This window comes from Pantoea sp. SGAir0418, from assembly GCF_043529865.1.
Window position 1 is genome coordinate 2,772,741 of record NZ_CP027911.1, and the last position, 19,886, is coordinate 2,792,626.

Annotated in this window: 18 protein-coding genes and 3 tRNA genes; 11 read left to right on the forward strand and 10 right to left on the reverse strand. The window is 59.3% G+C overall.

The genetic code is table 11. The annotated features are described in order from the left end of the window. Positions 1–55 precede the first annotated feature (55 nt). Positions 56–214, reverse strand: a complete 159-nt coding sequence (locus tag C1N84_RS12895) for an AcrZ family multidrug efflux pump-associated protein (RefSeq protein ID WP_021508511.1) — start codon at positions 212–214, stop codon at positions 56–58. A gap of 117 nt (positions 215–331) precedes the next feature. On the opposite strand from C1N84_RS12895, the gene modE reads away from it, so the two are divergent. From modE to gpmA, 6 genes are all read left to right on the forward strand, one after another. Next, complete coding sequence (modE, locus tag C1N84_RS12900) at positions 332–1,114, forward strand: molybdenum-dependent transcriptional regulator (RefSeq protein ID WP_264441505.1); 783 nt, start codon at positions 332–334, stop codon at positions 1,112–1,114. A 76-nt stretch (positions 1,115–1,190) separates the two neighbouring features. Then, complete coding sequence (gene modF, locus C1N84_RS12905; RefSeq protein WP_058769850.1) at positions 1,191–2,663, forward strand: molybdate ABC transporter ATP-binding protein ModF; 1,473 nt, start codon at positions 1,191–1,193, stop codon at positions 2,661–2,663. 262 nt (positions 2,664–2,925) lie between these two features. Further along, complete coding sequence (galT, locus tag C1N84_RS12910) at positions 2,926–3,969, forward strand: galactose-1-phosphate uridylyltransferase (RefSeq protein ID WP_264441506.1); 1,044 nt, start codon at positions 2,926–2,928, stop codon at positions 3,967–3,969. Then, entirely contained in the window at positions 3,970–5,118 is a 1,149-nt protein-coding gene (gene galK / locus C1N84_RS12915; RefSeq protein ID WP_058775295.1) for a galactokinase, read from the forward strand. It begins immediately after the preceding gene. Continuing rightward, complete coding sequence (gene galM, locus C1N84_RS12920) at positions 5,112–6,146, forward strand: galactose-1-epimerase (RefSeq protein WP_058757860.1); 1,035 nt, start codon at positions 5,112–5,114, stop codon at positions 6,144–6,146. Before galK ends, galM begins: the two co-directional genes overlap by 7 nt. 152 nt (positions 6,147–6,298) lie before the next feature. Continuing rightward, positions 6,299–7,051, forward strand: coding sequence for a 2,3-diphosphoglycerate-dependent phosphoglycerate mutase (gene gpmA / locus C1N84_RS12925; protein WP_010616013.1), 753 nt, complete (start codon positions 6,299–6,301; stop codon positions 7,049–7,051). Between the two features lie 63 nt (positions 7,052–7,114). On the opposite strand, the gene aroG is transcribed toward gpmA, so the two are convergent. Then, on the reverse strand, positions 7,115–8,167 hold the full coding sequence (aroG, locus tag C1N84_RS12930) for a 3-deoxy-7-phosphoheptulonate synthase AroG (protein WP_021508517.1): 1,053 nt from the start codon (positions 8,165–8,167) through the stop codon (positions 7,115–7,117). A gap of 297 nt (positions 8,168–8,464) precedes the next feature. Between aroG and C1N84_RS12935 the strand changes: the two genes are divergently transcribed. From C1N84_RS12935 to zitB, 4 genes are all read left to right on the forward strand, one after another. After that, positions 8,465–8,821 carry a YbgS-like family protein gene (locus C1N84_RS12935; protein ID WP_088516301.1) on the forward strand — a complete coding sequence of 119 codons (357 nt, stop codon included), beginning with the start codon at positions 8,465–8,467 and terminating at the stop codon, positions 8,819–8,821. 103 nt (positions 8,822–8,924) lie between these two features. Further along, the gene (locus C1N84_RS12940; protein WP_238561071.1) at positions 8,925–9,509 is read left to right on the forward strand and encodes a response regulator transcription factor; all 585 of its coding nucleotides are present in this window, start codon (positions 8,925–8,927) and stop codon (positions 9,507–9,509) included. Further along, a complete protein-coding gene (locus C1N84_RS12945) occupies positions 9,491–12,571 on the forward strand; it encodes an ATP-binding protein (protein WP_264441507.1) in 3,081 nt (1,026 codons plus the stop codon). The genes C1N84_RS12940 and C1N84_RS12945 overlap by 19 nt, the downstream gene beginning before the upstream one ends. Further along, positions 12,546–13,502, forward strand: a complete 957-nt coding sequence (gene zitB, locus C1N84_RS12950) for a CDF family zinc transporter ZitB (RefSeq protein WP_021508521.1) — start codon at positions 12,546–12,548, stop codon at positions 13,500–13,502. Before C1N84_RS12945 ends, zitB begins: the two co-directional genes overlap by 26 nt. On the opposite strand, the gene pnuC is transcribed toward zitB, so the two are convergent. From pnuC to C1N84_RS12965, 3 genes are all read right to left on the reverse strand, one after another. Then, positions 13,499–14,218 (reverse strand): nicotinamide riboside transporter PnuC, encoded by a 720-nt coding sequence (gene pnuC / locus C1N84_RS12955; RefSeq protein ID WP_021508522.1) that lies wholly within the window; start codon positions 14,216–14,218, stop codon positions 13,499–13,501. The genes zitB and pnuC overlap by 4 nt on opposite strands. A gap of 25 nt (positions 14,219–14,243) precedes the next feature. After that, positions 14,244–15,305, reverse strand: a complete 1,062-nt coding sequence (gene nadA / locus C1N84_RS12960; RefSeq protein WP_394541635.1) for a quinolinate synthase NadA — start codon at positions 15,303–15,305, stop codon at positions 14,244–14,246. Positions 15,306–15,431: 126 nt separating this feature from the next. Continuing rightward, positions 15,432–15,947, reverse strand: a complete 516-nt coding sequence (locus tag C1N84_RS12965) for a methylated-DNA--[protein]-cysteine S-methyltransferase (protein WP_021508524.1) — start codon at positions 15,945–15,947, stop codon at positions 15,432–15,434. A gap of 158 nt (positions 15,948–16,105) precedes the next feature. Between C1N84_RS12965 and C1N84_RS12970 the strand changes: the two genes are divergently transcribed. Then, complete coding sequence (locus C1N84_RS12970) at positions 16,106–17,572, forward strand: AlkA N-terminal domain-containing protein (RefSeq protein WP_264443736.1); 1,467 nt, start codon at positions 16,106–16,108, stop codon at positions 17,570–17,572. A 459-nt stretch (positions 17,573–18,031) separates the two neighbouring features. Here the strand turns inward: C1N84_RS12970 and C1N84_RS12975 are convergent. The 5 genes from C1N84_RS12975 to pal form a co-directional block, all read right to left on the reverse strand. Beyond that, positions 18,032–18,107, reverse strand: a tRNA-Lys gene (locus C1N84_RS12975). 32 nt (positions 18,108–18,139) lie between these two features. After that, positions 18,140–18,215 (reverse strand) — tRNA-Lys (locus tag C1N84_RS12980). A gap of 50 nt (positions 18,216–18,265) precedes the next feature. After that, positions 18,266–18,341 (reverse strand) — tRNA-Lys (locus C1N84_RS12985). A 166-nt stretch (positions 18,342–18,507) separates the two neighbouring features. Beyond that, positions 18,508–19,299 (reverse strand): cell division protein CpoB, encoded by a 792-nt coding sequence (gene cpoB / locus C1N84_RS12990; protein ID WP_058757869.1) that lies wholly within the window; start codon positions 19,297–19,299, stop codon positions 18,508–18,510. Between the two features lie 9 nt (positions 19,300–19,308). After that, the gene (gene pal / locus C1N84_RS12995) at positions 19,309–19,827 is read right to left on the reverse strand and encodes a peptidoglycan-associated lipoprotein Pal (protein WP_021508527.1); all 519 of its coding nucleotides are present in this window, start codon (positions 19,825–19,827) and stop codon (positions 19,309–19,311) included. Positions 19,828–19,886: the final 59 nt, after the last annotated feature.

Consider the following 19,886-nt stretch of genomic DNA (forward strand, 5'->3'; position numbering starts at 1 on the left):
GCAAAAACGGCGGGAAGTTAAGGGCAAAACGCCCGCAGCGTGCGGGCGTTAAAAATCAGTGGTGTGAGCTATTGGCGGGACGGTCGTCGCGGCGGCCAAATTTAGAGATGACGTTAAAGACTTCACCCAGGCCGTAAATCAGACCCAGCATAATCGCCATCACGATGGGCACCATGATGATGGCGACCGCCAGGCTTTTTAACAGTTCCAGCATGGAAACCTCGCGCAAAGAGTAAAAAAGTGATTGTAACGGCTGGAGAAAAAAAGGCACTGCCCTTTTCGTGCTTTTACTTTAGGCCTTACAATTGGCGCATTCACCTAAGGAGCTGACATGCAGGCAGAACTCTCTCTTCACATCCGTCTTCAGCAGAAACTGTTTGCCGATCCGCGCCGTATCGAACTGCTCAGGCGCGTGCAGGAAACCGGCTCCATCAGCCAGGGCGCCAGACTGGCGGGCATCAGCTATAAAAGCGCCTGGGACGCCATCAATGAGATGAATCAGCTGGCGGATCAGACGCTGGTCGAACGCGCGACCGGCGGCAAAGGCGGCGGCGGTGCCCGGCTGACGCGCTACGGCGAGCGATTGATTCAGCTGTTTCAGCTGATGGAGCAGATCCAGCAAAAAGCCTTTGACGTGCTGCAAAACGACAGCCTCCCGCTCGACAGCCTGCTGGCGGCGATCGCCCGCTTTTCCCTGCAAACCAGCGCGCGCAACCAGCTGTTTGGCACGGTGCAGGCGCGCGATCGTCAGCAGGTGCAACAGCACGTTGAGGTACTGCTGAACGACGGCGTGACGCGCCTGCAGGTGGCCCTGACCGAACGCAGCGCGGAGCGGTTGCAGCTCGACAGCGGTAAAGAGGTGCTGGTGCTGATCAAAGCGCCGTGGATCCGCCTGACGCATGACGCCGCAGAGGGCGATAATCAGCTGCCGGGCCTTGTCCACACCATCGAACCCGGCGAGACGCAGAGTGAAGTGCTGATTGCGCTGACGGGCGGTGAAATGCTGTGCGCCACCGTCCCCAGCCAGGTGCTTCGCCAGCATAATCTGCAGCCCGGCAGCGCCGTGACCGCCTGTTTTAATGCCGAACACGCCATTATCGCCACACTGCTCTGATCTGGCCGCCATGATTTGACTTCATTTCGCTGGCTCGCTACAACTGAGCGACTTGATGCAGAAAACGGAACAAATCATGGCCTCATTGCAAATTTCGCAAGGCATATTTCACCTGAGCGATAGCCGTACCTTGACCCTGCCGGACTTAACCCTGCACAGCGGCGAAAGCTGGGCCTTTGTCGGTGCAAACGGCAGCGGTAAATCCTCGCTGGCGCGCGCGCTGTCCGGCGAGCTGACGGCGGCAAAGGGCGAGCTGCGGCAGGATTTTCAGCGCCGCACCCGTCTGTCGCTGGAGCAGCTACAACAGCTGGTGACGCAGGAGTGGGAGCGCAACAACACCGATCTGCTGAGTGAAGGCGAAGATGACACCGGCCGCACCGCACTGGAGATCATTCAGGATGAAGTAAAGGATGAGGCGCGGGCGCAGGCGCTGGCCCAGCAGTTTGACATCAGCGCTTTACTGACTCGCCGCTTCAAATACCTTTCTACCGGCGAAACGCGCAAAACGCTGCTGTGTCAGGCGCTGATGGCGCAGCCAGATTTGCTGATCCTCGACGAACCTTTTGATGGTCTGGATGTGGCATCGCGCGCCAGTCTTGCCGATACGCTGCATCAGCTGCATCGCGACGGCTACACCGTGGTACTGGTGCTGAACCGCTTTGACGATATTCCGGATTTTGTCCAGCAGGTCGGCGTGCTGGCGGAGTGCACGCTGACGCACGTGGGCGCGCGCCAGGCGATTCTCGCCGAAGCGCTGGTGGCGCAGCTGGCGCACAGCGAACGCCTGCAGGGCATGGCGCTGCCGGAGCCGGACCAGCCGGATCAGCTGCCGCAGCTGGCGGCAGATGCGCCGCGCGTTATCCTGCGCAACGGCGTGGTGTCGTATAACGATCACGCGGTGATCGACGGCCTGAACTGGCAGGTCAATCCCGGCGAGCACTGGCAGATCATCGGCCCCAACGGCGCGGGTAAATCGACCCTGCTCAGCCTGGTCACCGGCGATCATCCGCAGGGCTACAGCAATGATTTAACGCTGTTTGGTATTCGGCGCGGCAGCGGTGAAACCATCTGGGACATCAAGCAGCATATCGGTTACGTCAGCAGCAGCCTGCATCTGGATTACCGCGTCAGCTGTAACGTGCGTACGGTGATCCTCTCAGGCTTTTTTGATTCGATCGGTCTGTATCAGGCGGTATCGGATCGGCAGAAAGCGCTGGCGCGCCAGTGGCTGGCGCTGCTTGGCATGGACAATGCGCTGGCCGATGCTCCGTTTCATAGCCTGTCGTGGGGCCAGCAGCGGCTGGTGCTGATTGCGCGCGCGCTGGTGAAGCACCCGACGCTGTTAATCCTGGATGAACCGCTGCAGGGGCTCGATCCCATTAACCGCCAGCTGGTGCGCCGCTTTGTTGATGTGCTGATCGGCGAAGGTCGTACCCAGCTGATGTTTGTTTCCCACCACGCCGAGGACGCGCCGCAGTGCATCACCCACCGCCTGAGTTTTGTAAAACAGGGCGCGGGCTATGCTTATCAGCAGGAGGCGTTGCGTTAGTTTTCATTGATGAGCGGGTCGCCATCCATGGCGGCCCGGCGATAACAGTACGCACCTGACAGATTTCCTTCCCTAAAAATGTAACCGCTACCACTAGCCTGCCGCATTATTCAGCAAACGCTGCGCATAAACCCACAAAATGAGAATCGTCACCTTGTGTAAACGATACCATTTATCCAGACTGGATCACGCTTTCAGCGCCACCGTTATGCTACGTTGAAGGCAGTGATTTTCTTCTGTTTGCCGATTACCAGGACTTGTTATGCAAAAATTTAACCCGGTCGATCATCCGCATCGCCGCTATAACCCGTTGATCGATCAATGGGTGCTGGTGTCACCGCATCGCGCCAAACGTCCGTGGCAGGGTGCGCAGGAGACGCCGGCGCTGGAGCAATTGCCCGCACACGATCCGGACTGCTTCCTGTGCGCCGGTAACACCCGTATCACCGGCGACAAAAATCCCGACTACAAAAGCACTTACGTATTCACCAATGACTTCGCCGCGCTGATGACCGATACGCCGGACGCGCCGCAGAGCGATGATGTGCTGATGCGCTGTGAAGGCGCGCGCGGTACCAGTCGGGTGATCTGCTTCTCGCCAGATCACAGCAAAACCCTGCCCGAACTGCCGCTGCACAACTTGCAGGATATCGTGCGCACCTGGCAGGAGCAGACCGCCGAACTCGGCCAGCACTATCCGTGGGTGCAGGTGTTTGAAAACAAAGGCGCAGCGATGGGCTGCTCAAATCCGCATCCGCACGGTCAGGTGTGGGCCAACAGTTTTCTGCCGAATGAAGCGCAAAAAGAGGATGACAACCAGCGCCGCTACTTTGCTGATAAAGGTACGCCGCTGCTGGTGGATTACGTAGCGCGCGAACTGCAGGACGGCAGCCGTACCGTGGTTGAAACCGATCACTGGCTGGCGGTAGTGCCGTGGTGGGCGGCCTGGCCGTTTGAAACCCTGCTGCTGCCTAAAACGCACGTGAAACGCATTACCGATCTCAGCGAGGCGCAGCGCACCGATCTGGCGCTGGCGCTCAAGCAGCTCACCAGCCGTTACGACAATCTGTTCCAGTGCTCGTTCCCCTATTCGATGGGCTGGCACGGCGCGCCGTTTAACGGCGAAGCCAACGATCACTGGCAGCTGCACGCGCACTTCTATCCCCCGCTGCTGCGCTCCGCGACGGTACGAAAATTTATGGTTGGCTACGAAATGCTGGCCGAGAGCCAACGTGATTTAACGGCGGAACAGGCAGCAGAACGTCTGCGCTCTGTCAGCGCTATCCATTTCCGCGAGGAACAATAAATGTCTTTAAAATCGATCACTCAACAGGTTTTCGCTGACACCTTCGGCTATGCGCCGAGCCACAGCATTCAGGCACCGGGCCGGGTGAACCTGATCGGCGAGCATACCGATTACAACGACGGCTTCGTGCTGCCCTGCGCCATTGACTATCAGACCGTGATTGCCTGCGCCCGCCGCGACGATCGCCAGGTGCGCGTGGTGGCAGTGGATTACGACAATCAGCAGGATAGCTTCTCGCTGGATGCGCCGATTGAGCCGCTCAGCGAACCGATGTGGGCCAATTACGTGCGCGGCGTGGTGAAACATCTGCAGCAGCGCGACGCCAGCTTTGGCGGCGTGGATATGGTGATCAGCGGCAACGTGCCGCAGGGTGCCGGTCTCAGCTCGTCCGCCTCGCTGGAAGTGGCGGTGGGCACCGTGTTCCAGCAGCTGTATCAGCTGAAGCTCGACGGCGCAGCAATTGCCGTTAACGGGCAGGAAGCGGAGAACCAGTTTGTTGGCTGCAACTGCGGCATCATGGATCAGCTGATTTCAGCGCTCGGCCAGCAGGATCACGCCATGCTGCTGGACTGCCGCACGCTGGGCACGCGCGCCGTATCCATGCCGGAGGATGTCGCGGTGGTGATCATCAACTCGAACTTCCGCCGTAATCTGGTGGGCAGCGAATACAATACCCGCCGCGAGCAGTGCGAAACCGGTGCGCGCTTCTTCAACAAAAAGGCGCTGCGCGACGTGACGCTGGAGGAGTTTGCGGCGGCAGAACAGCAGCTCGATCCGCTGGTGGCCAAACGCGTACGTCACGTGATCACCGAAAATGCCCGGACGCTGGAAGCGGCGGACGCGCTGAGCAGCGGCGATCTGCAACGCATGGGTGAGCTGATGGCCGCCTCGCACGCCTCAATGCGCGACGATTTTGAGATTACCGTCGCGCCCATCGACCAGCTGGTGGAGATCGTCAAAGCGGAGATCGGCCCGCGCGGCGGCGTGCGTATGACCGGCGGCGGCTTCGGTGGCTGTATTGTCGCCCTGATGCCAACCGATCTGGTCGATCAGGTGAAAGCGGCGGTGGCGCAGCAGTACGAAGCGCAGACCGGCATCAAAGAGACCTTTTACGTGTGTAAAGCCTCAGCAGGAGCCGGCCAATGGTAAGCGACGTCAACTCTCATGCGCCGGACGGCCAGCCGTGGCGCATCACCGTGCTGCGCAACCGCAACGGCATGGTCGCCACCTTTATGGACTGGGGCGCCACCTGGCTGTCGGCGCGCGTGCCGATGCAGGACGGCAGCGTGCGCGAAGCGCTGCTCGGCTGCGCCACGCCGTCCGACTATCTGCATCAGGATGCTTATCTCGGTGCCACCATCGGGCGTTACGCGAACCGCATCGCCTTCGCTGAGCTAAAGCCACTTAACCGGCTGCTGGCGGCCAATCAGGGTCCGCACCAGCTGCATGGCGGGCCGCAGGGTTTCGACAAGCGCCGCTGGCAGATCCTCAGCCAGAGCGACAGCGAAGTGCACTATCGTCTTGATTCGCCGGACGGCGACCAGGGCTATCCCGGCAATCTGATTGCCGATGTAATTTATCAGCTCGATGACGATAACTGCCTGTCGATTCGCTATGAAGCGCAGACCGATCAGGCCTGTCCGGTCAACCTGACCAACCATGCTTACTTCAACCTTGATGCGCATCATGGCGACGCGCGCCAGCATCGCTTACAACTGCAGGCCGATCGTTATCTGCCGGTGGACAGCGCAGGCATTCCCAATGCGCCGCTGAAAGCGGTGGACGGCACCAGCTTTGATTTCCGCCAGCCGAAACGCGTGGCGGATGAGTTCCTGGCCGACGACGATCAGCGCGCGGTAAAAGGTTACGATCACGCGTTTCTGCTCACCACCGCCGGTGACAGCAGCCAGCCTGCTGCGCAGCTGTGGTCAGCGGACGACAAACTTAGCGTGAGCGTGTTCACCGCCGCGCCGGCGCTGCAGTTCTACTCCGGCAACTATCTGGAGGGAACGCGCGCCCGTGAACAGGGCAGCTATACTGCTTTCCAGGGCATCGCTCTGGAGAGTGAGTTTTTACCGGATTCGCCCAACCATAGCGAGTGGCCGCAGCCTGATTGCTGGCTGCAGCCCGGCGACACATGGCACTCCGTGACGCGTTATCGCTTCACCCCGCACTAAGCGCCGGTTGAAAAACGCGCACTGCGGTGCCGACAGGCTTACGCCGTGCGCTGTTTTCCGCTATGGTATGGCGCTATCAGTGTGCCGCTGAAATCAGCGGCCGCAGCCGGTTTCTATCATCATCGAAACATTAAGCATTAAGGAGTAAAGCTATGGCCGTAACTAAGCTGGTTCTGGTGCGCCACGGCGAAAGCCAGTGGAATCAGGAAAACCGCTTCACCGGATGGTACGACGTGGATCTGTCCGACAAGGGTCGCACCGAAGCCAAAGCAGCCGGTCAGCTGCTGAAAAAAGAAGGTTTCGTGTTTGATTTTGCCTACACCTCAGTGCTGAAGCGTGCCATCCACACTCTGTGGAACGTGCTGGATGAGCTGGATCAGGCCTGGCTGCCGGTCGAGAAAACCTGGCGTCTGAACGAGCGTCACTACGGTGCGCTGCAGGGTCTGGACAAAGCGGAAACCGCCGCCAAATACGGCGACGATCAGGTGAAACAGTGGCGCCGCGGCTTTGCCGTTACGCCGCCAGAGCTGGATCGTAACGACGAGCGTTTCCCGGGCCACGACCCGCGCTACAAATCCCTGACCGACGCGCAGCTGCCGACCACCGAAAGCCTGGCACTGACCATCGATCGCGTGATCCCATTCTGGAACGAGAGCATTCTGCCGCGCATCAAGAGCGGTGAGAAAGTGATCGTTGCCGCGCACGGTAACTCACTGCGCGCGCTGGTGAAATACCTCGATAACATGAGCGAAGATGAGATCCTCGAACTGAACATCCCAACCGGCGTACCGCTGGTGTATGAGTTCGACGAGAACTTCAAGCCAATCAAACATTACTATCTGGGTGATGCCGACGAGATCGCAGCGAAAGCCGCCGCCGTTGCTAACCAGGGTAAAGCGAAGTAAGTTCACGCTGAAACGCAAAAGGCCAGACGCGAGTCTGGCCTTTTTTTATGCCGTGCGCTGCCGTTAGCCGCGACGGGTTTTGATCGCCTGCGCCAGCTGACGCAGCGCTTTTTCCGTGTCGTCCCAGCCAATACAGGCGTCGGTGACGCTCTGGCCGTACACCAGCGGTTTACCGCTGTCGAGGCTCTGGTTGCCTTCCACCAGGTGGCTCTCAATCATCACGCCGGTAATCGCCTGCTCGCCGCCAGCAATCTGCTGTGCCACGTCTGCGGCCACCACCATCTGACGCTGGAACTGCTTGCTGCTGTTGGCGTGGCTGAAATCGATCATCACCTGTGGACGCAGGCCCGCTTTTTCCAGCCCGGTTTTCACCGCCGCAACGTGCTCCGCACTGTAGTTTGGCTCTTTGCCGCCGCGCAGAATGATGTGGCAATCTTCATTACCGCTGGTTTCGACAATCGCCGAATGACCATATTTGGTGACCGACAGGAAACAGTGCGGCGCGCTGGCAGCGCCGATGGCATCGATCGCCACTTTGATGGTGCCGTCGGTACCGTTTTTGAAGCCGACCGGACAGGAGAGCCCGGAGGAGAGCTCGCGGTGCACCTGCGATTCGGTGGTGCGCGCACCAATCGCGCCCCAGCTCATCAAATCCGCCATGTATTGCGGCGTGATCATGTCGAGGAACTCACCGGCAGCCGGCAGTCCGGTGTCGTTGATATCCACCAGCAGCTTACGCGCCAGGCGCAGGCCGTCGTTAATCTGGAAGCTACCGTCCATGTAAGGATCGTTGATCAGCCCTTTCCAGCCCACCGTGGTACGCGGTTTTTCAAAGTACACGCGCATCACCACTTCCAGCTCACCCTTCAGCTCCTCGCGCAACGTCAGCAGGCGAGCGGCATACTCTTTGGCTGCCTGCGTATCGTGGATGGAGCATGGCCCAATCACCACCAGCAGGCGGTCATCTTCACCGTGCAGAATGCGGTGAATGGCCTGGCGGGCCTGGGCAACGGTTTGAGCAGCGTTATCGGTGGCGGGGAATTTTTCCAGCAGCGCAACAGGGGGCAATAACTCTTTGATCTCTCTGATGCGTAAATCGTCGTTCTGGTAATCCATACTTATTCCATTCAAATTTCTGGCCCTGCGTACGCCGGGCGCAACCCGTCCAATGTATCCCTTCAGGCACCAGGTGTAAATTATGTCCTGTGCGCCAATGGCTCGCTCAGATTTGCATTTATTCGTTTATGAACTAAGCTTTTTAAACGTAAGCACTGAGGAATGAGGTGCTTTCGCTATTTATATTCATGCCGAACACTCATGACGGAATTAAATTCCGTCGCGGCACGCTTTTTTCGTCAAACAGCACCAGCGGGTGTCACGCGGCAACTATCCATTTATTACAGGAGCATAATGATGAATAAGTTTGCATTGATTTTTCTGACGGCAGCGATGACTTTGGGCAGCGGCGCAGCACTGGCTGCAGATAACAACAACGGCCAGGCGAATGCGTCAGCAGAAGCCGGCGCAGCCGCAGGCGGCGCGAAAGAGAATCTGCCGCCAAATAATGTCGATAATAGCAACATTAATAACGGCAGCATGAACACCAACGGTGCCGCGACTTCTGGTACCAGCTCCGGCAATATGTCGGCCAGCCAGGAACACAAAAATACCATGTGTAAAGATGGTCGCTGCCCGGATATGAATAAGAAAGTTGAAACTAAGGAAGGCGGTGGTCACGTTAAACACAAAACTGACGGCACCACGCAGTAATCCACGCGGAGCGTGATGCAGGGCGAGCTTCGGCTCGCCCTGTTGTTTTTCCCCTGCTCTATTTCCGCTATGCTAACGCTATGAAATTCACAGGAACTGTTTCATGGCTTCGCTGCTGCTTATCGATGATCACCCGTTAGTTGAAGTCGCGCTGGAAGCGGCCTGCCTCAACGCCCCCATTCCGTTACAGCTCTACGCCGCCGGCGACGAAGCTCAGGCGCGCCTGCTGCTGCAACAGCATCCTATTGACCTGATTGTGCTGGATATCGGCCTGCCGGACAGCGATGGTCTGGAGCTGCTGCGCCGTCTGCGCGCGCGCCATCAGCAGTGTCCGGTGCTGATTTACTCGGCCCAGCAGAGCCGCCACACGCTGCTCAGCGCCGCTTCGTTCGGCGCGGCCGGCTATGTGGTGAAGAGTCAGAGCATGGCGCAGCTGCTGAGCGCGATTCTGGCGGTGCTGGGCGGCCAGCAGGCGTTTCCGCCGCTGCCGGAGCGCATCGCGCTGCCGCTTACCGAGAAAGAGCAGCAGATTGTCGCGCTGCTGGTGCGCGGGCTGTCGAATATTCAGATTGGCGAACAGCTGCACATCAGCAACAAAACCGTCAGCACGCACAAGAAAAATATCCTTGAGAAGACCGGCGTGCAGTCGGTGGTTGAGCTGGCAGAACTGTGGAAAGCGCAGCAGTGACACGCTGGCTGCCGTTGCTTTTCCTGCTGTTTAGCCTGCTGGCGCGCGCCGGGCTGCAGCCCGCCAGTAGCGTGATGCTGCCCGCCATGATGCCCGCGCCGCACGCCGAGCCGTGGCCGGGACCGGTGCTGCGCGTGGCGGTGCCGGCGCAAAATAGCGCGCCCTGGGCAATGCGCATTGGCGATCGCATCTGGGGCATTGATGCCGACTATCTCAGCGCCCTCAGCCAGCTGAGTGGCAGCGCATTCAGCCTGCACGGCTACCCTGACTTTGCCGCCCAGCTGGCGGCGCTGCAGCGCGGCGACGTGGATATGGTGCTGAGCACCCGCCAGCGCAATCTGCCCGCCGACGTACTGACCAGCGATAGCTGGTTCACCAGCCCGATGCGCATCTACCGCAATCGTGACAATCAGCGCGCGGTGATGTTCAACAGTGACAACGCTCAGCTGACCATCGCCGCCGACACGCTGGCGCAGCTGCCGCAAAACTTTGCACATCGCCACCGCTGGCAGACGCTGCCCGGCAATTTACAGGCGCTGTATGCGCTGCTGAACCAGCAGAGTGACTATCTGGTGGCCGATGAAGCCAGCGCCGGTTTCCTGCTCAGCCAGCTGCAGCAGGGACAGATTTATCAAATCACTGCCGATCCCGGTGCCGGCGAGCTGTCGCTGCGCGCACTAACGCGCGATCCGGCGCTGATTGCCTGGCTCAACCGCCAGCTGCGTTTGCTGCCAGCGGAGTTCAGCAATCGCGTGCAGCAGCGCTGGAGTCCGCCGCTGCTGCGCTATCAGGATACGCAAACCCTGATGCTGACGGGCGCAGAGAAACAGTGGCTGGCGCAGCAGGATGCCATCCCTTATGCCGCCGAGAGCGATAACGCGCCGTGGAGCTATCGCGATGCCAGCGGCAACGCGCGCGGCTTCGGTATTGACCTGCTTAACGCCCTGAGCCAGAGCACCGGCCTGCGTTTCACGCCGCGCTGGGTCAATAATCCGCAGCAGGCCGCCAGTCTGTTGCAGCAGCAGCAGGTGATGCTCAACCTGTTACAGCCGCTGTACGGGGACGATGCTAACCGCACCGCGCTGCCAGTGTGGCGCGCCATCTGGGGCATTTACACGCTGTCCGACAGGCAGCCGATGGACTGGTCCGCGCTGCACGCTCAGCGCGTCGGCGTGCTGCGTGGCGATCTGGCGCAGCGTCTGCTTCCGGCTGAGATCGCGCCCCAGCTGTTCGACGATCGCGCCCAGCTGTGGCAGGCCCTCAACACTGGCCAGATTGATGCAGTGGTGGATAACGTGCTGTCGGCGCGCTGGCGCATGGCCAGCCATGAGGGCAACCGCGTGCATCTCGCGTTTGTGGCCAGCGATATCGCCTGGCCGCTGGCGCCGCAGGTGAGCGCACAGCAGCCGCAGCTGAGCGCCCTGCTCGACCATGCGCTGCAGCAGATTCCGGCGGATACGCTGAACCAGATGCGCGTCAGCTGGTCGCAGCCGCCGCAGCCCGGCACCACCATGACGATGCGCAATGTGCCGCTGCTGATTTTGATTGCGGCCGCCGTGATCATCCTGCTGTTGCTGGTATTGCTGCTGCGCCGCTATCTGCAGCAGCGGCGTGAGCGGTTACAGCGCGAGCAGGCGGAGCGCGCCAACGCCGCTAAAAGCCAGTTTCTCGCCACCGCCAGCCACGAGCTGCGCACGCCGATGCAGGCGATTCTCGGTCTGCTGGAGCTGGAGCAGCAGCAGCATCCGAGCGCGCGGCTCGATCTGATGCACAGCAGCGCACGGTCGCTGATGACGCTGCTGAACGATTTGCAGGATCATGCGCGCATTGAGAATCACAGCTTCCGCCTGACGCCGCGCCCGCTCGATCTCAGGTTGTGGCTACAGCAGCAACAGCAGTTTTACCACCCGCTGATGCGCGATGGCGGGCCACAGCTGCACGTAGCGGCGCTGACCCCGCTGCCGGCCAGCGTGATGCTCGACAGCGATCGCCTGCAGCAGGTGGTGAACAATCTGGTGGCCAATGCGCTGAAATTTACCCGCCACGGCGAAATCCGCCTGACGCTGGCGGTCACCGGGGATATCGCGCTGACGGTGAGCGACAGCGGCAGCGGCATTCCGCTCAGCGAGCAGGCGCAGCTGTTTGAACCGTGGTATCAGGCGCCGTCGGGCAAGCGCCATGCGGTGCAGGGCAGCGGCCTCGGGCTGTTTATCTGTCGCGAGATTGTACAGCGCATGGGCGGCACGCTGTCGCTGGACTCCGCACCGCAGCAGGGCACCACGGTGAGCGTGCGCCTGCCGCTGGAACCCTGTGCGGCGACGGCGACAGATGACGCCACGCACTGGCCACACTATCCGCAGCTGCGCGTGGCGATTGTCGACGATCACCCGACCAATCTGCTGGTGATGCAGCAGCAGCTGGCAAGCTTTGGCATTACTGCGGCGGTGTTTGAGGATGGCCGCGAACTGCTGCGGGCCGATGCGCAGCAGCCGTTTGATGTGCTGTTTATCGACCAGATGATGCCACGCCCGGATGGCCTGACGCTGCTGCGCATCCTGCGCCGCCGTCAGCGCCAGCGCGTGCAGCCTGCGCTGCGCATACTGTGCTCCGCCGACGTACAGCTGCTGAAACTGCCGCTGCAGGCGCACGAAGCGCAGCTGGTCAAGCCGGTGACTCTGCGGGATATTGCACCGCTGCTGGCGCAGGCGGTGCGCGATCCGTTGCAGGTGTTGCCGGACAGCCTGCAGATTCTGGCGCAGCACAATCCGGCTTTCATCCCGCGTATTTGCCATACCCTGCAGCGTACGCTGCAGCAGGATCATGATGCGCTGCTGCAGGCGAGCTCGGCCGCAGACTGGCCCCAGCTGGCGCGCGCGGCGCACCGCCTGAAAGGCAGCTGGCTGATGCTCGGCATTGACGACGTAGCCGCCCGCTGCCAGCAGCTGGCCGACGCGGCAAAACAGCATCAGCCTGACCGTGACAATCTCAATTTACTGATATCATTAACGAACAGGCTACTTAACCAACTGGAACGTTATGGCACACACTCATTCTCACAGTGAGCACGGCGGCAACCGCACGCGTCTCGCCGCCGCGTTTGGCGTCACCGCGCTGTTTATGGTTGCCGAGGTCATCGGCGGGCTGGTGTCCGGTTCGCTGGCGCTGCTGGCCGATGCCGGACATATGCTCACCGACGCCGCCGCGCTGCTGATGGCGCTGCTGGCCGTGCAGTTCGCCCGGCGCAAACCGAATGCGCGTCACACTTTTGGCTTACTGCGTCTGACCACGCTGGCAGCGTTTGTGAACGCCATCGCGCTGCTGGTGATTACCGTCCTGATCGTCTGGGAAGCGCTGCGCCGTTTTTACCAGCCCGAGCCGATTGAAGGCGGGCTGATGCTCGGCATCGCCATTGCCGGCCTGCTGGCGAATCTGCTGTCATTCTGGCTGCTGCACCGCGGCAGCGAAGAGAAGAATCTCAACGTGCGTGCTGCCGCGCTGCACGTGCTGGGCGATCTGCTGGGTTCGGTGGGCGCAATCGTGGCGGCGGTGATCATCATGCTGACCGGCTGGACGCCGATCGATCCGATTCTGTCGCTGCTGGTGGCGTTGCTGGTGGTGCGCAGCGGCTGGGCGCTGCTGCGCGAGAGCCTGCACGAATTGCTGGAAGGCGCACCGACGCATATCGACGTGGATAAGCTGGCGCGGGCGCTGACGCGTCACATTGATGAAGTGCGCAATGTGCATCATGTGCATGTGTGGCAGGTGGGCGAAAAGCCGGTACTGACGCTGCACGTACAGGTGATTCCGCCGTACGATCACGACGGCCTGCTGCGACGTATTCATCAGTATCTGCACCAGCATTATCAGATTGCCCATGCCACGGTGCAGATGGAGTATCAGCCCTGCGTCGGCCCGGACTGCGAGTTATGCGAGGAGAGCGGCACGCAGCACGAGCACGCAGCGCTGGAAGGCCACGCGCATCACCACCACTAATGGGACAGCGCGCGCGAACCTTGTTCCCGTGCGCTCTGCATCCACAGGCGCGTGCCGTTCAGCGCGATCAGCGTCAGGATGGCGTACTCCAGCGCCATGGCATATACGCCCTGACGCGCAAAGATCATCACGCTGATAACGTTGATCACCACCCACAGCAGCCAGTTCTCGACGTATTTGCGCGTCATCAGGATCATCGCCACAATCGACAGCACCATCATGCAGGAATCCCAGAACGGGAAGGCATCTGGCTGCAGCTGCGGCATCACCACGTTAAGGCCGAGCGACTGCATCAGACCCACCGCGGTGCGCGTGAGGAAAGCAAATACCGGGTCGATATAGCGCGTCATCAGCGCAATGGCGATTACGCAGGCGGCGCCCCAGCCGATGGCTTTCGGCAGCGGCAGCCAGCGGATTTTCAGCGCCGCTTCATGGCTGCTGGTCTGCCGGCTCCACGCGTACCAGCCGTACACATTGGCAACAAAGAAGAACAGCTGCAGCAGCAGGCTGGCATACAGCTGAATCTGAAAGAAAATCACCGCAAACAGCGTGACGTTAATCAGCCCAAACAGATAGTTGATAATTTTTTCCTGGCTGGCGAGCCAGATACACAGCAGGCCGGCCAGCGTACCGATCGCCTCAATCCATGACAGATCGTAGCCGCCGACGCCAATCGGAATATGAACCAGAATATTGTGTGTGCTAAAGAAGTCCATCATCTGCACCTGTATGAAAACCGCCTCAGGCGTTCCCTTTCAGCGTAAGTTTGAGTTGTGCTGCAAAGTCTAGCATGCGGTTGAGCGGCAGTAACGCCGCCTGACGCAGCGCCGCATCGACGTGAATTTCATGCTGCGCGCCGCCGTGTGCCAGCCCTTCAGCGATAGCCTGCAGGCCATTCATCGCCATCCACGGGCAGTGCGCGCAGCTGCGGCAGGTCGCTCCTTCGCCCGCGGTGGGCGCTTCCAGTAACTCTTTATCCGGTACCGCCTGCTGCATTTTGTAGAAGATGCCGCGATCGGTCGCCACAATCATCTGCGGATGCGGCAGCGTTTTGGCGGCCTGAATCAGCTGGCTGGTGGAACCGACCGCATCGGCCAGTTCGACAATCGCCTGCGGTGACTCCGGGTGCACCAGCACCGCCGCGTCAGGATAGAGCGCTTTCATGCGCTGCAGCGCCTGGGTTTTGAACTCATCATGCACGATGCAGGCGCCCTGCCAGCACAGCACATCAGCGCCGGTTTGCTGCGTAACGTAACGGCCCAGATGGCGGTCCGGTGCCCAGATAATTTTCTCACCGCGACTGTCGAGATATTCAATCAGCTCAACCGCAATGCTGGACGTCACTACCCAATCGGCGCGTGCTTTTACCGCTGCCGACGTGTTGGCATACACCACTACAGTCCGATCCGGATGCGCATCGCAGAAGCGGTTAAATTCGTCAATCGGGCAACCAAGGTCAAGCGAGCACTCTGCCTGCAGCGTGGGCATCAGCACGGTTTTTTCCGGGCTAAGGATTTTGGCGGTTTCGCCCATGAAACGCACGCCGGCCACCAGCAGCGTTTGCGCCGGATGCTGGCTGCCAAAGCGTGCCATCTCAAGGGAATCCGCCACGCAGCCGCCGGTCTCTTCGGCCAGCGCCTGGATTTCCGGATCGGTGTAGTAATGCGCCACCATCACCGCATCGCGTGCTTTGAGCAGACGTTTAATTTCTTCGATGTAACCGGCTTTTTCCTGCGGGCTGAGGCGCGCCGGTTTCGGCGGGAAGGGATAAATGGCGCTTTCAGCATCAAACATTGCATTCATGACACGGCTCTCGTTTTATCGATTTAACAAAATCGCCCATCAGGACGATGATGCGGCATTAAATCCGCCATCGTGTTTTATATGCTAAACACAATAGCGGATTACACCGAGCCTGTCGTGTGATTTTTATGCGGGAAGTACCAGCTGCGCGCCGGCTTGCGCCTGTTGTGGGCTTTCCAGCTCAAGCAGAAACGCTTTTACCGCCAGGCCGCCTGCAAAGCCGGTGAGCTTACCGTTGCTGCCGATAACGCGATGACAGGGCGCCATGATCGACAACGGATTTTTACCGTTGGCAGCGCCGACGGCGCGTACCGCTTTCGGGTTGCCGATCTGCTCCGCGATTTGCAGATAGCTGCGGGTTTCACCAAACGGAATGGTGAGCAGCGCCTGCCAGACCTTTTTCTGAAACGCAGTGCCAACGGTGTCGTAAGGCATGTCAAACTGCTGACGCTCGCCGGCAAAGTACTGGCGCAGCTGGCGTTCGGCCTCACAGAGAATCGGATGCTGGTCGTTACGCGCGATCGGTTTCAGCGGCACGCGCTGCGCCCCTTCGTTTTCCCATAAAATGGCTGACAGACCGCGATCCGTGGCAATGAGCGTCAGTTCTCCGACGGGCGTGGTAATGATTTTAGCGTGATACATGTTGCACCTCCGGCGTGGGCTATGCGGATGATTATCGCACTTTTGCGCGGCGAAACTGGCTGTTTTCGGCCATGAGCATAAACTGGTTAGCTGTCCGAAAGCAGCCAGTTTTCCATCCGCACCTGCGCGACGATGGTGTTTATTTGCCGGAGACGATGATGTTAGATCCTGAAATTGCCTATCAGGCGCTGACGGCGCGCGACAGCCGTTTCGACGGGGTGTTTTTTGTCGGCGTGACCTCCACCGGTATTTACTGCCGTCCGATCTGTCCGGTGAAAGCGCCGATGCAGAAAAACTGCCTGTTTTTCACCAGTGCCGAAGCGGCTGAAAAGGCGCACTTTCGCCCCTGCCTGCGCTGCCGTCCCGAGCTGGCACCTGGTTCGGCACCGGTCGATAGCCATCATCGCATCGCCGACCGGCTGATTCGCCGTATCGAAGAAGGCTTACTGGAAGAACAGGAGACGCTGGCTGAGATCGCCAGCGAGTTTGACCTGAGTGAACGCCAGCTAAGACGGGTGATTCAGCAGGAGCTGGGCGTGTCGCCACTTGAACTGCGGCAAACCCGGCGCATGCTGCTGGCGAAGCAGCTACTGACTGAAACCGCATTGCCGGTGACCGAAATTGCCTATGCCTGCGGTTTTCGCAGCCTGCGCCGTTTTAACGACGTGTTTCAGGCTCGCTATCGCATGACGCCTTCGCGTCTGCGTAAGCAGATTCAGACGGAAGCCCTGAATGGTGAGCAGGAGAGCGCCGAACTGCGCCTTAGCTATCGGCCTCCTTATGACTGGGACGCCATCCTCGATTTCCTGCAACAGCGCGTGATGAAGCAAGTCGAGTGGGTCAGCGAGGGCGTTTATCATCGTACTGTGGCGCTCGGTCAGTGTCGTGGCTGGGTACGCATTAGTCATTTGCCGGAGAAGCAGGCGCTGAAGGTGCAATTTACCACCACGCTGACGCCGGTGCTGCCTGCCCTGCTGCGCCGTTTGCGCGATCTGTTTGATCTGGATGCCCAGCCACAGCGCATCAGCGAGCAGCTCAGCCAGGATCCGCTATTAGCTGCGAGTCTGGCACGCTATCCGGGTTTGCGCGTTCCTGGTGCGTTTGACGGCTTCGAGCTGGCGGTCCGCGCCATCCTCGGCCAGCAGGTGACGGTGAAAGCCGCGACGACGCTGAGCAGTCGCGTGGCGGAGCGTTTTGGCGCACCCCTCACCACACCGTGGCCTGCGCTCTCCCGCTTACCGCCAGAGGCCGAATCACTGGCTGCTGCCACCCTCGATGATATCGCCAGCCTCGGCATTGTGAGCGCCCGCGCGCAGGCGATCCAGGCACTGGCCGCGGCCTGTGCCTCAGGAGCGCTGCGCTTCAATGGTGCGGTTAATCCGGACGTGGTGCAGCAGCAGTTGCTGGCGCTGAAGGGGGTCGGGCCATGGACAGCGAGTTATATCGCCATGCGCGCCCTGCGCTGGCCGGATGCCTTCCCGAAAGAGGACATTGCGATCCGCAATAATCTCGGCGGCGTGAGCGCAAAGGTCGCAGAGCAGATGTCGCAGGTGTGGCGCCCATGGCGCAGTTACGCGGTGCTGCATATCTGGAAGAGCCTGACGCCGGATAAGGTAAAAAAGTAGATCAGCTTGAAACCTTGCAGCCAGCCGAAAGAACCGGGCGGTTCCGTAAAGTCGCCGTAAATACGTCCCTGTAGGCTCTGCCGGCGGTTTACTCGCCTCATCCCTGAGGCTCGCCCACTTTGTGGGCCAACGCTACGCGTTGTTCAAAAATGCTCCCGGCATTTTTGTCCATGCGCCGGAAGCTTTACTCCACCGCCCCGTACCCTTCGGCTTCATGTTAACTCTCTGCGCCTTGCTGAAAGCGCTGCAAAACTACAGCAGCTGAAATGCCTGACAGCCAGAAAAGGCGGGGGCGGAGGAGCGAAGCGTCCGAGCCATGGATGGCGAGGCCGATCCACAGGGATGTGAGATTCCTTTGTGATCCGCCCCGCCTTATCTGGCCTGAGTACGATCTCAAAGCAACATACCGAACTTCGTAAAAAAGCAAAAAGGCGCCTTTAGGGCGCCTTTCTACATAACTGGTGGGTCGTGCAGGATTCGAACCTGCGACCAATTGATTAAAAGTCAACTGCTCTACCAACTGAGCTAACGACCCGCTCGGGAAGTGGCTTACAACTTTCGACTTGATGGTGGGTCGTGCAGGATTCGAACCTGCGACCAATTGATTAAAAGTCAACTGCTCTACCAACTGAGCTAACGACCCATCAAGGTTGTGAAGCAAACTGAAGTGACATCAAAACTGAACGGTTGAGATGGTGGGTCGTGCAGGATTCGAACCTGCGACCAATTGATTAAAAGTCAACTGCTCTACCAACTGAGCTAACGACCCATCTTCAGTGCTGCCGATACTTGTTAAGATATGTCCCGGCAACGGCGGCATATATTACTGATTTAGCGGGAGGGCGCAACCCTTATTTTCCGCTAAATGTCTCAACTGCTTACCTTTCATGCGGCAAGACCAGAAATCAGACGAAATCCGGTCTTAACTGCAGCAATTACATCGCAGCGAGCCGTTTTTGTGCCTGCTTAGCAGACTCAGAGTTAGGGAACTGTTTGATCACCTGCTGGTAGACCGCTTTCGCTTTCGCTGTATCGTTCTTCTCCTGCATGATCACCCCAACCTTAAACAGCGCTTCCGCCGCTTTTGGCGATTTCGGGTAGTTTTTAACTACAGTGGCAAAATAGTAGGCCGCATCGTCCTTTTTGCCTTTGTTGTAAAACAACTGACCCAGCCAGTAATTGGCATTCGGCTGATAGGTGGAGTCCGGATACTTCTTCACCCACGCCTGCAGCGCAGTAATCGCCTGGTCGTACTGTTTCTTCTCAAGAATCAGCGCGACGGCAGCATTGTAATCGGTGTTGGCATCGCCGGTTTGTGCGGGTGCAGCGGCAGCCGTATTGCTGCTCCCCGCATCAGCGTTTCCCGCTGCGGCACCAGCTGCTGCATCAGCACCACCGCTGGCCTGCGCACCATTACTGCTGCTCAGACTGTCGATCTGCTGATAAAGCTGCTTCTGCCGCTCAATCACCTGATTAAGCTGATAACTGTTCTGCTGGATCTGCCCGCGCAGCGAATCGATATCGCTTTGGTTATCACTCATCTGCTGCTGCAACTGCTGCAGAAGCTGAGCCTGGGCATTGGAGATACGTTCAAGAGTGGTGACACGGTCTTCGACCGAGCCTGAGCCAACGCTACTGATTGACGCCTGGGCATTAGCGGCCCAGGGGGCCGCTACGCCAACCAGTAACGACAGACTCAACAGATGAAGTCTGAAGTTACTAATCATGTGATTCTCTTAGTAAACCAGTACGGCACGACGGTTTTTAGCGTAAGCCGCTTCGTCGTGGCCCAGTACAGCAGGTTTCTCTTTACCGTAAGATACGATAGACATCTGGTCAGCAGACACGCCTTTACCCTGCAGGTACATTTTAACGGCGTTAGCACGACGTTCGCCCAGGGCGATGTTGTACTCTGGGGTGCCGCGCTCATCCGCGTGACCTTCGATGGTCACTTTGTAAGATGGGTTGCTGCGCAGGAAAGCAGCGTGCTGATCCAGCATCTGAGCGTATTCAGACTGCACGTCATACTTGTCCAGACCGAAGTAAACGATGTTGTTCTGCTGCAGCTGCTGCATCTGCAGACGCGCCTGCTCGTCAGAAGACATGTTGCCGTTCTGGCCAGCGCCAGCGCCGTATGCACCGTCAGCACCCATACCGGTCTGATCGTTGTTGTTGTTTTTGTGAGAGCTACATGCAGCTACCGCGATAACCGGCAGAGCCAGCATCAAACCCTTCAGCACTTTGTTCAGTTGCATTTCTTTATCCTATTATTTTGTTTGCCATACATTTTACTCCCCCGCCAGGCGAGGGAGCG

Bases quoted from the DNA above. Each gene is read 5' to 3' on its own strand.
- C1N84_RS12940 (WP_238561071.1), top strand. From the start codon at position 8,925: ATGGCTTCGCTGCTGCTTATCGATGATCACCCGTTAGTTGAAGTCGCG.
- modF (WP_058769850.1), top strand. From the start codon at position 1,191: ATGGCCTCATTGCAAATTTCGCAAGGCATATTTCACCTGAGCGATAGC.
- cpoB (WP_058757869.1), bottom strand. From the start codon at position 19,299: ATGATTAGTAACTTCAGACTTCATCTGTTGAGTCTGTCGTTACTGGTT.
- aroG (WP_021508517.1), bottom strand. From the start codon at position 8,167: ATGGATTACCAGAACGACGATTTACGCATCAGAGAGATCAAAGAGTTA.
- C1N84_RS12965 (WP_021508524.1), bottom strand. From the start codon at position 15,947: ATGTATCACGCTAAAATCATTACCACGCCCGTCGGAGAACTGACGCTC.
- pnuC (WP_021508522.1), bottom strand. From the start codon at position 14,218: ATGGACTTCTTTAGCACACACAATATTCTGGTTCATATTCCGATTGGC.
- C1N84_RS12970 (WP_264443736.1), top strand. From the start codon at position 16,106: ATGTTAGATCCTGAAATTGCCTATCAGGCGCTGACGGCGCGCGACAGC.
- nadA (WP_394541635.1), bottom strand. From the start codon at position 15,305: ATGAATGCAATGTTTGATGCTGAAAGCGCCATTTATCCCTTCCCGCCG.
- C1N84_RS12895 (WP_021508511.1), bottom strand. From the start codon at position 214: ATGCTGGAACTGTTAAAAAGCCTGGCGGTCGCCATCATCATGGTGCCC.
- C1N84_RS12935 (WP_088516301.1), top strand. From the start codon at position 8,465: ATGAATAAGTTTGCATTGATTTTTCTGACGGCAGCGATGACTTTGGGC.
- galK (WP_058775295.1), top strand. From the start codon at position 3,970: ATGTCTTTAAAATCGATCACTCAACAGGTTTTCGCTGACACCTTCGGC.
- galT (WP_264441506.1), top strand. From the start codon at position 2,926: ATGCAAAAATTTAACCCGGTCGATCATCCGCATCGCCGCTATAACCCG.
- zitB (WP_021508521.1), top strand. From the start codon at position 12,546: ATGGCACACACTCATTCTCACAGTGAGCACGGCGGCAACCGCACGCGT.
- pal (WP_021508527.1), bottom strand. From the start codon at position 19,827: ATGCAACTGAACAAAGTGCTGAAGGGTTTGATGCTGGCTCTGCCGGTT.
- galM (WP_058757860.1), top strand. From the start codon at position 5,112: ATGGTAAGCGACGTCAACTCTCATGCGCCGGACGGCCAGCCGTGGCGC.
- modE (WP_264441505.1), top strand. From the start codon at position 332: ATGCAGGCAGAACTCTCTCTTCACATCCGTCTTCAGCAGAAACTGTTT.
- gpmA (WP_010616013.1), top strand. From the start codon at position 6,299: ATGGCCGTAACTAAGCTGGTTCTGGTGCGCCACGGCGAAAGCCAGTGG.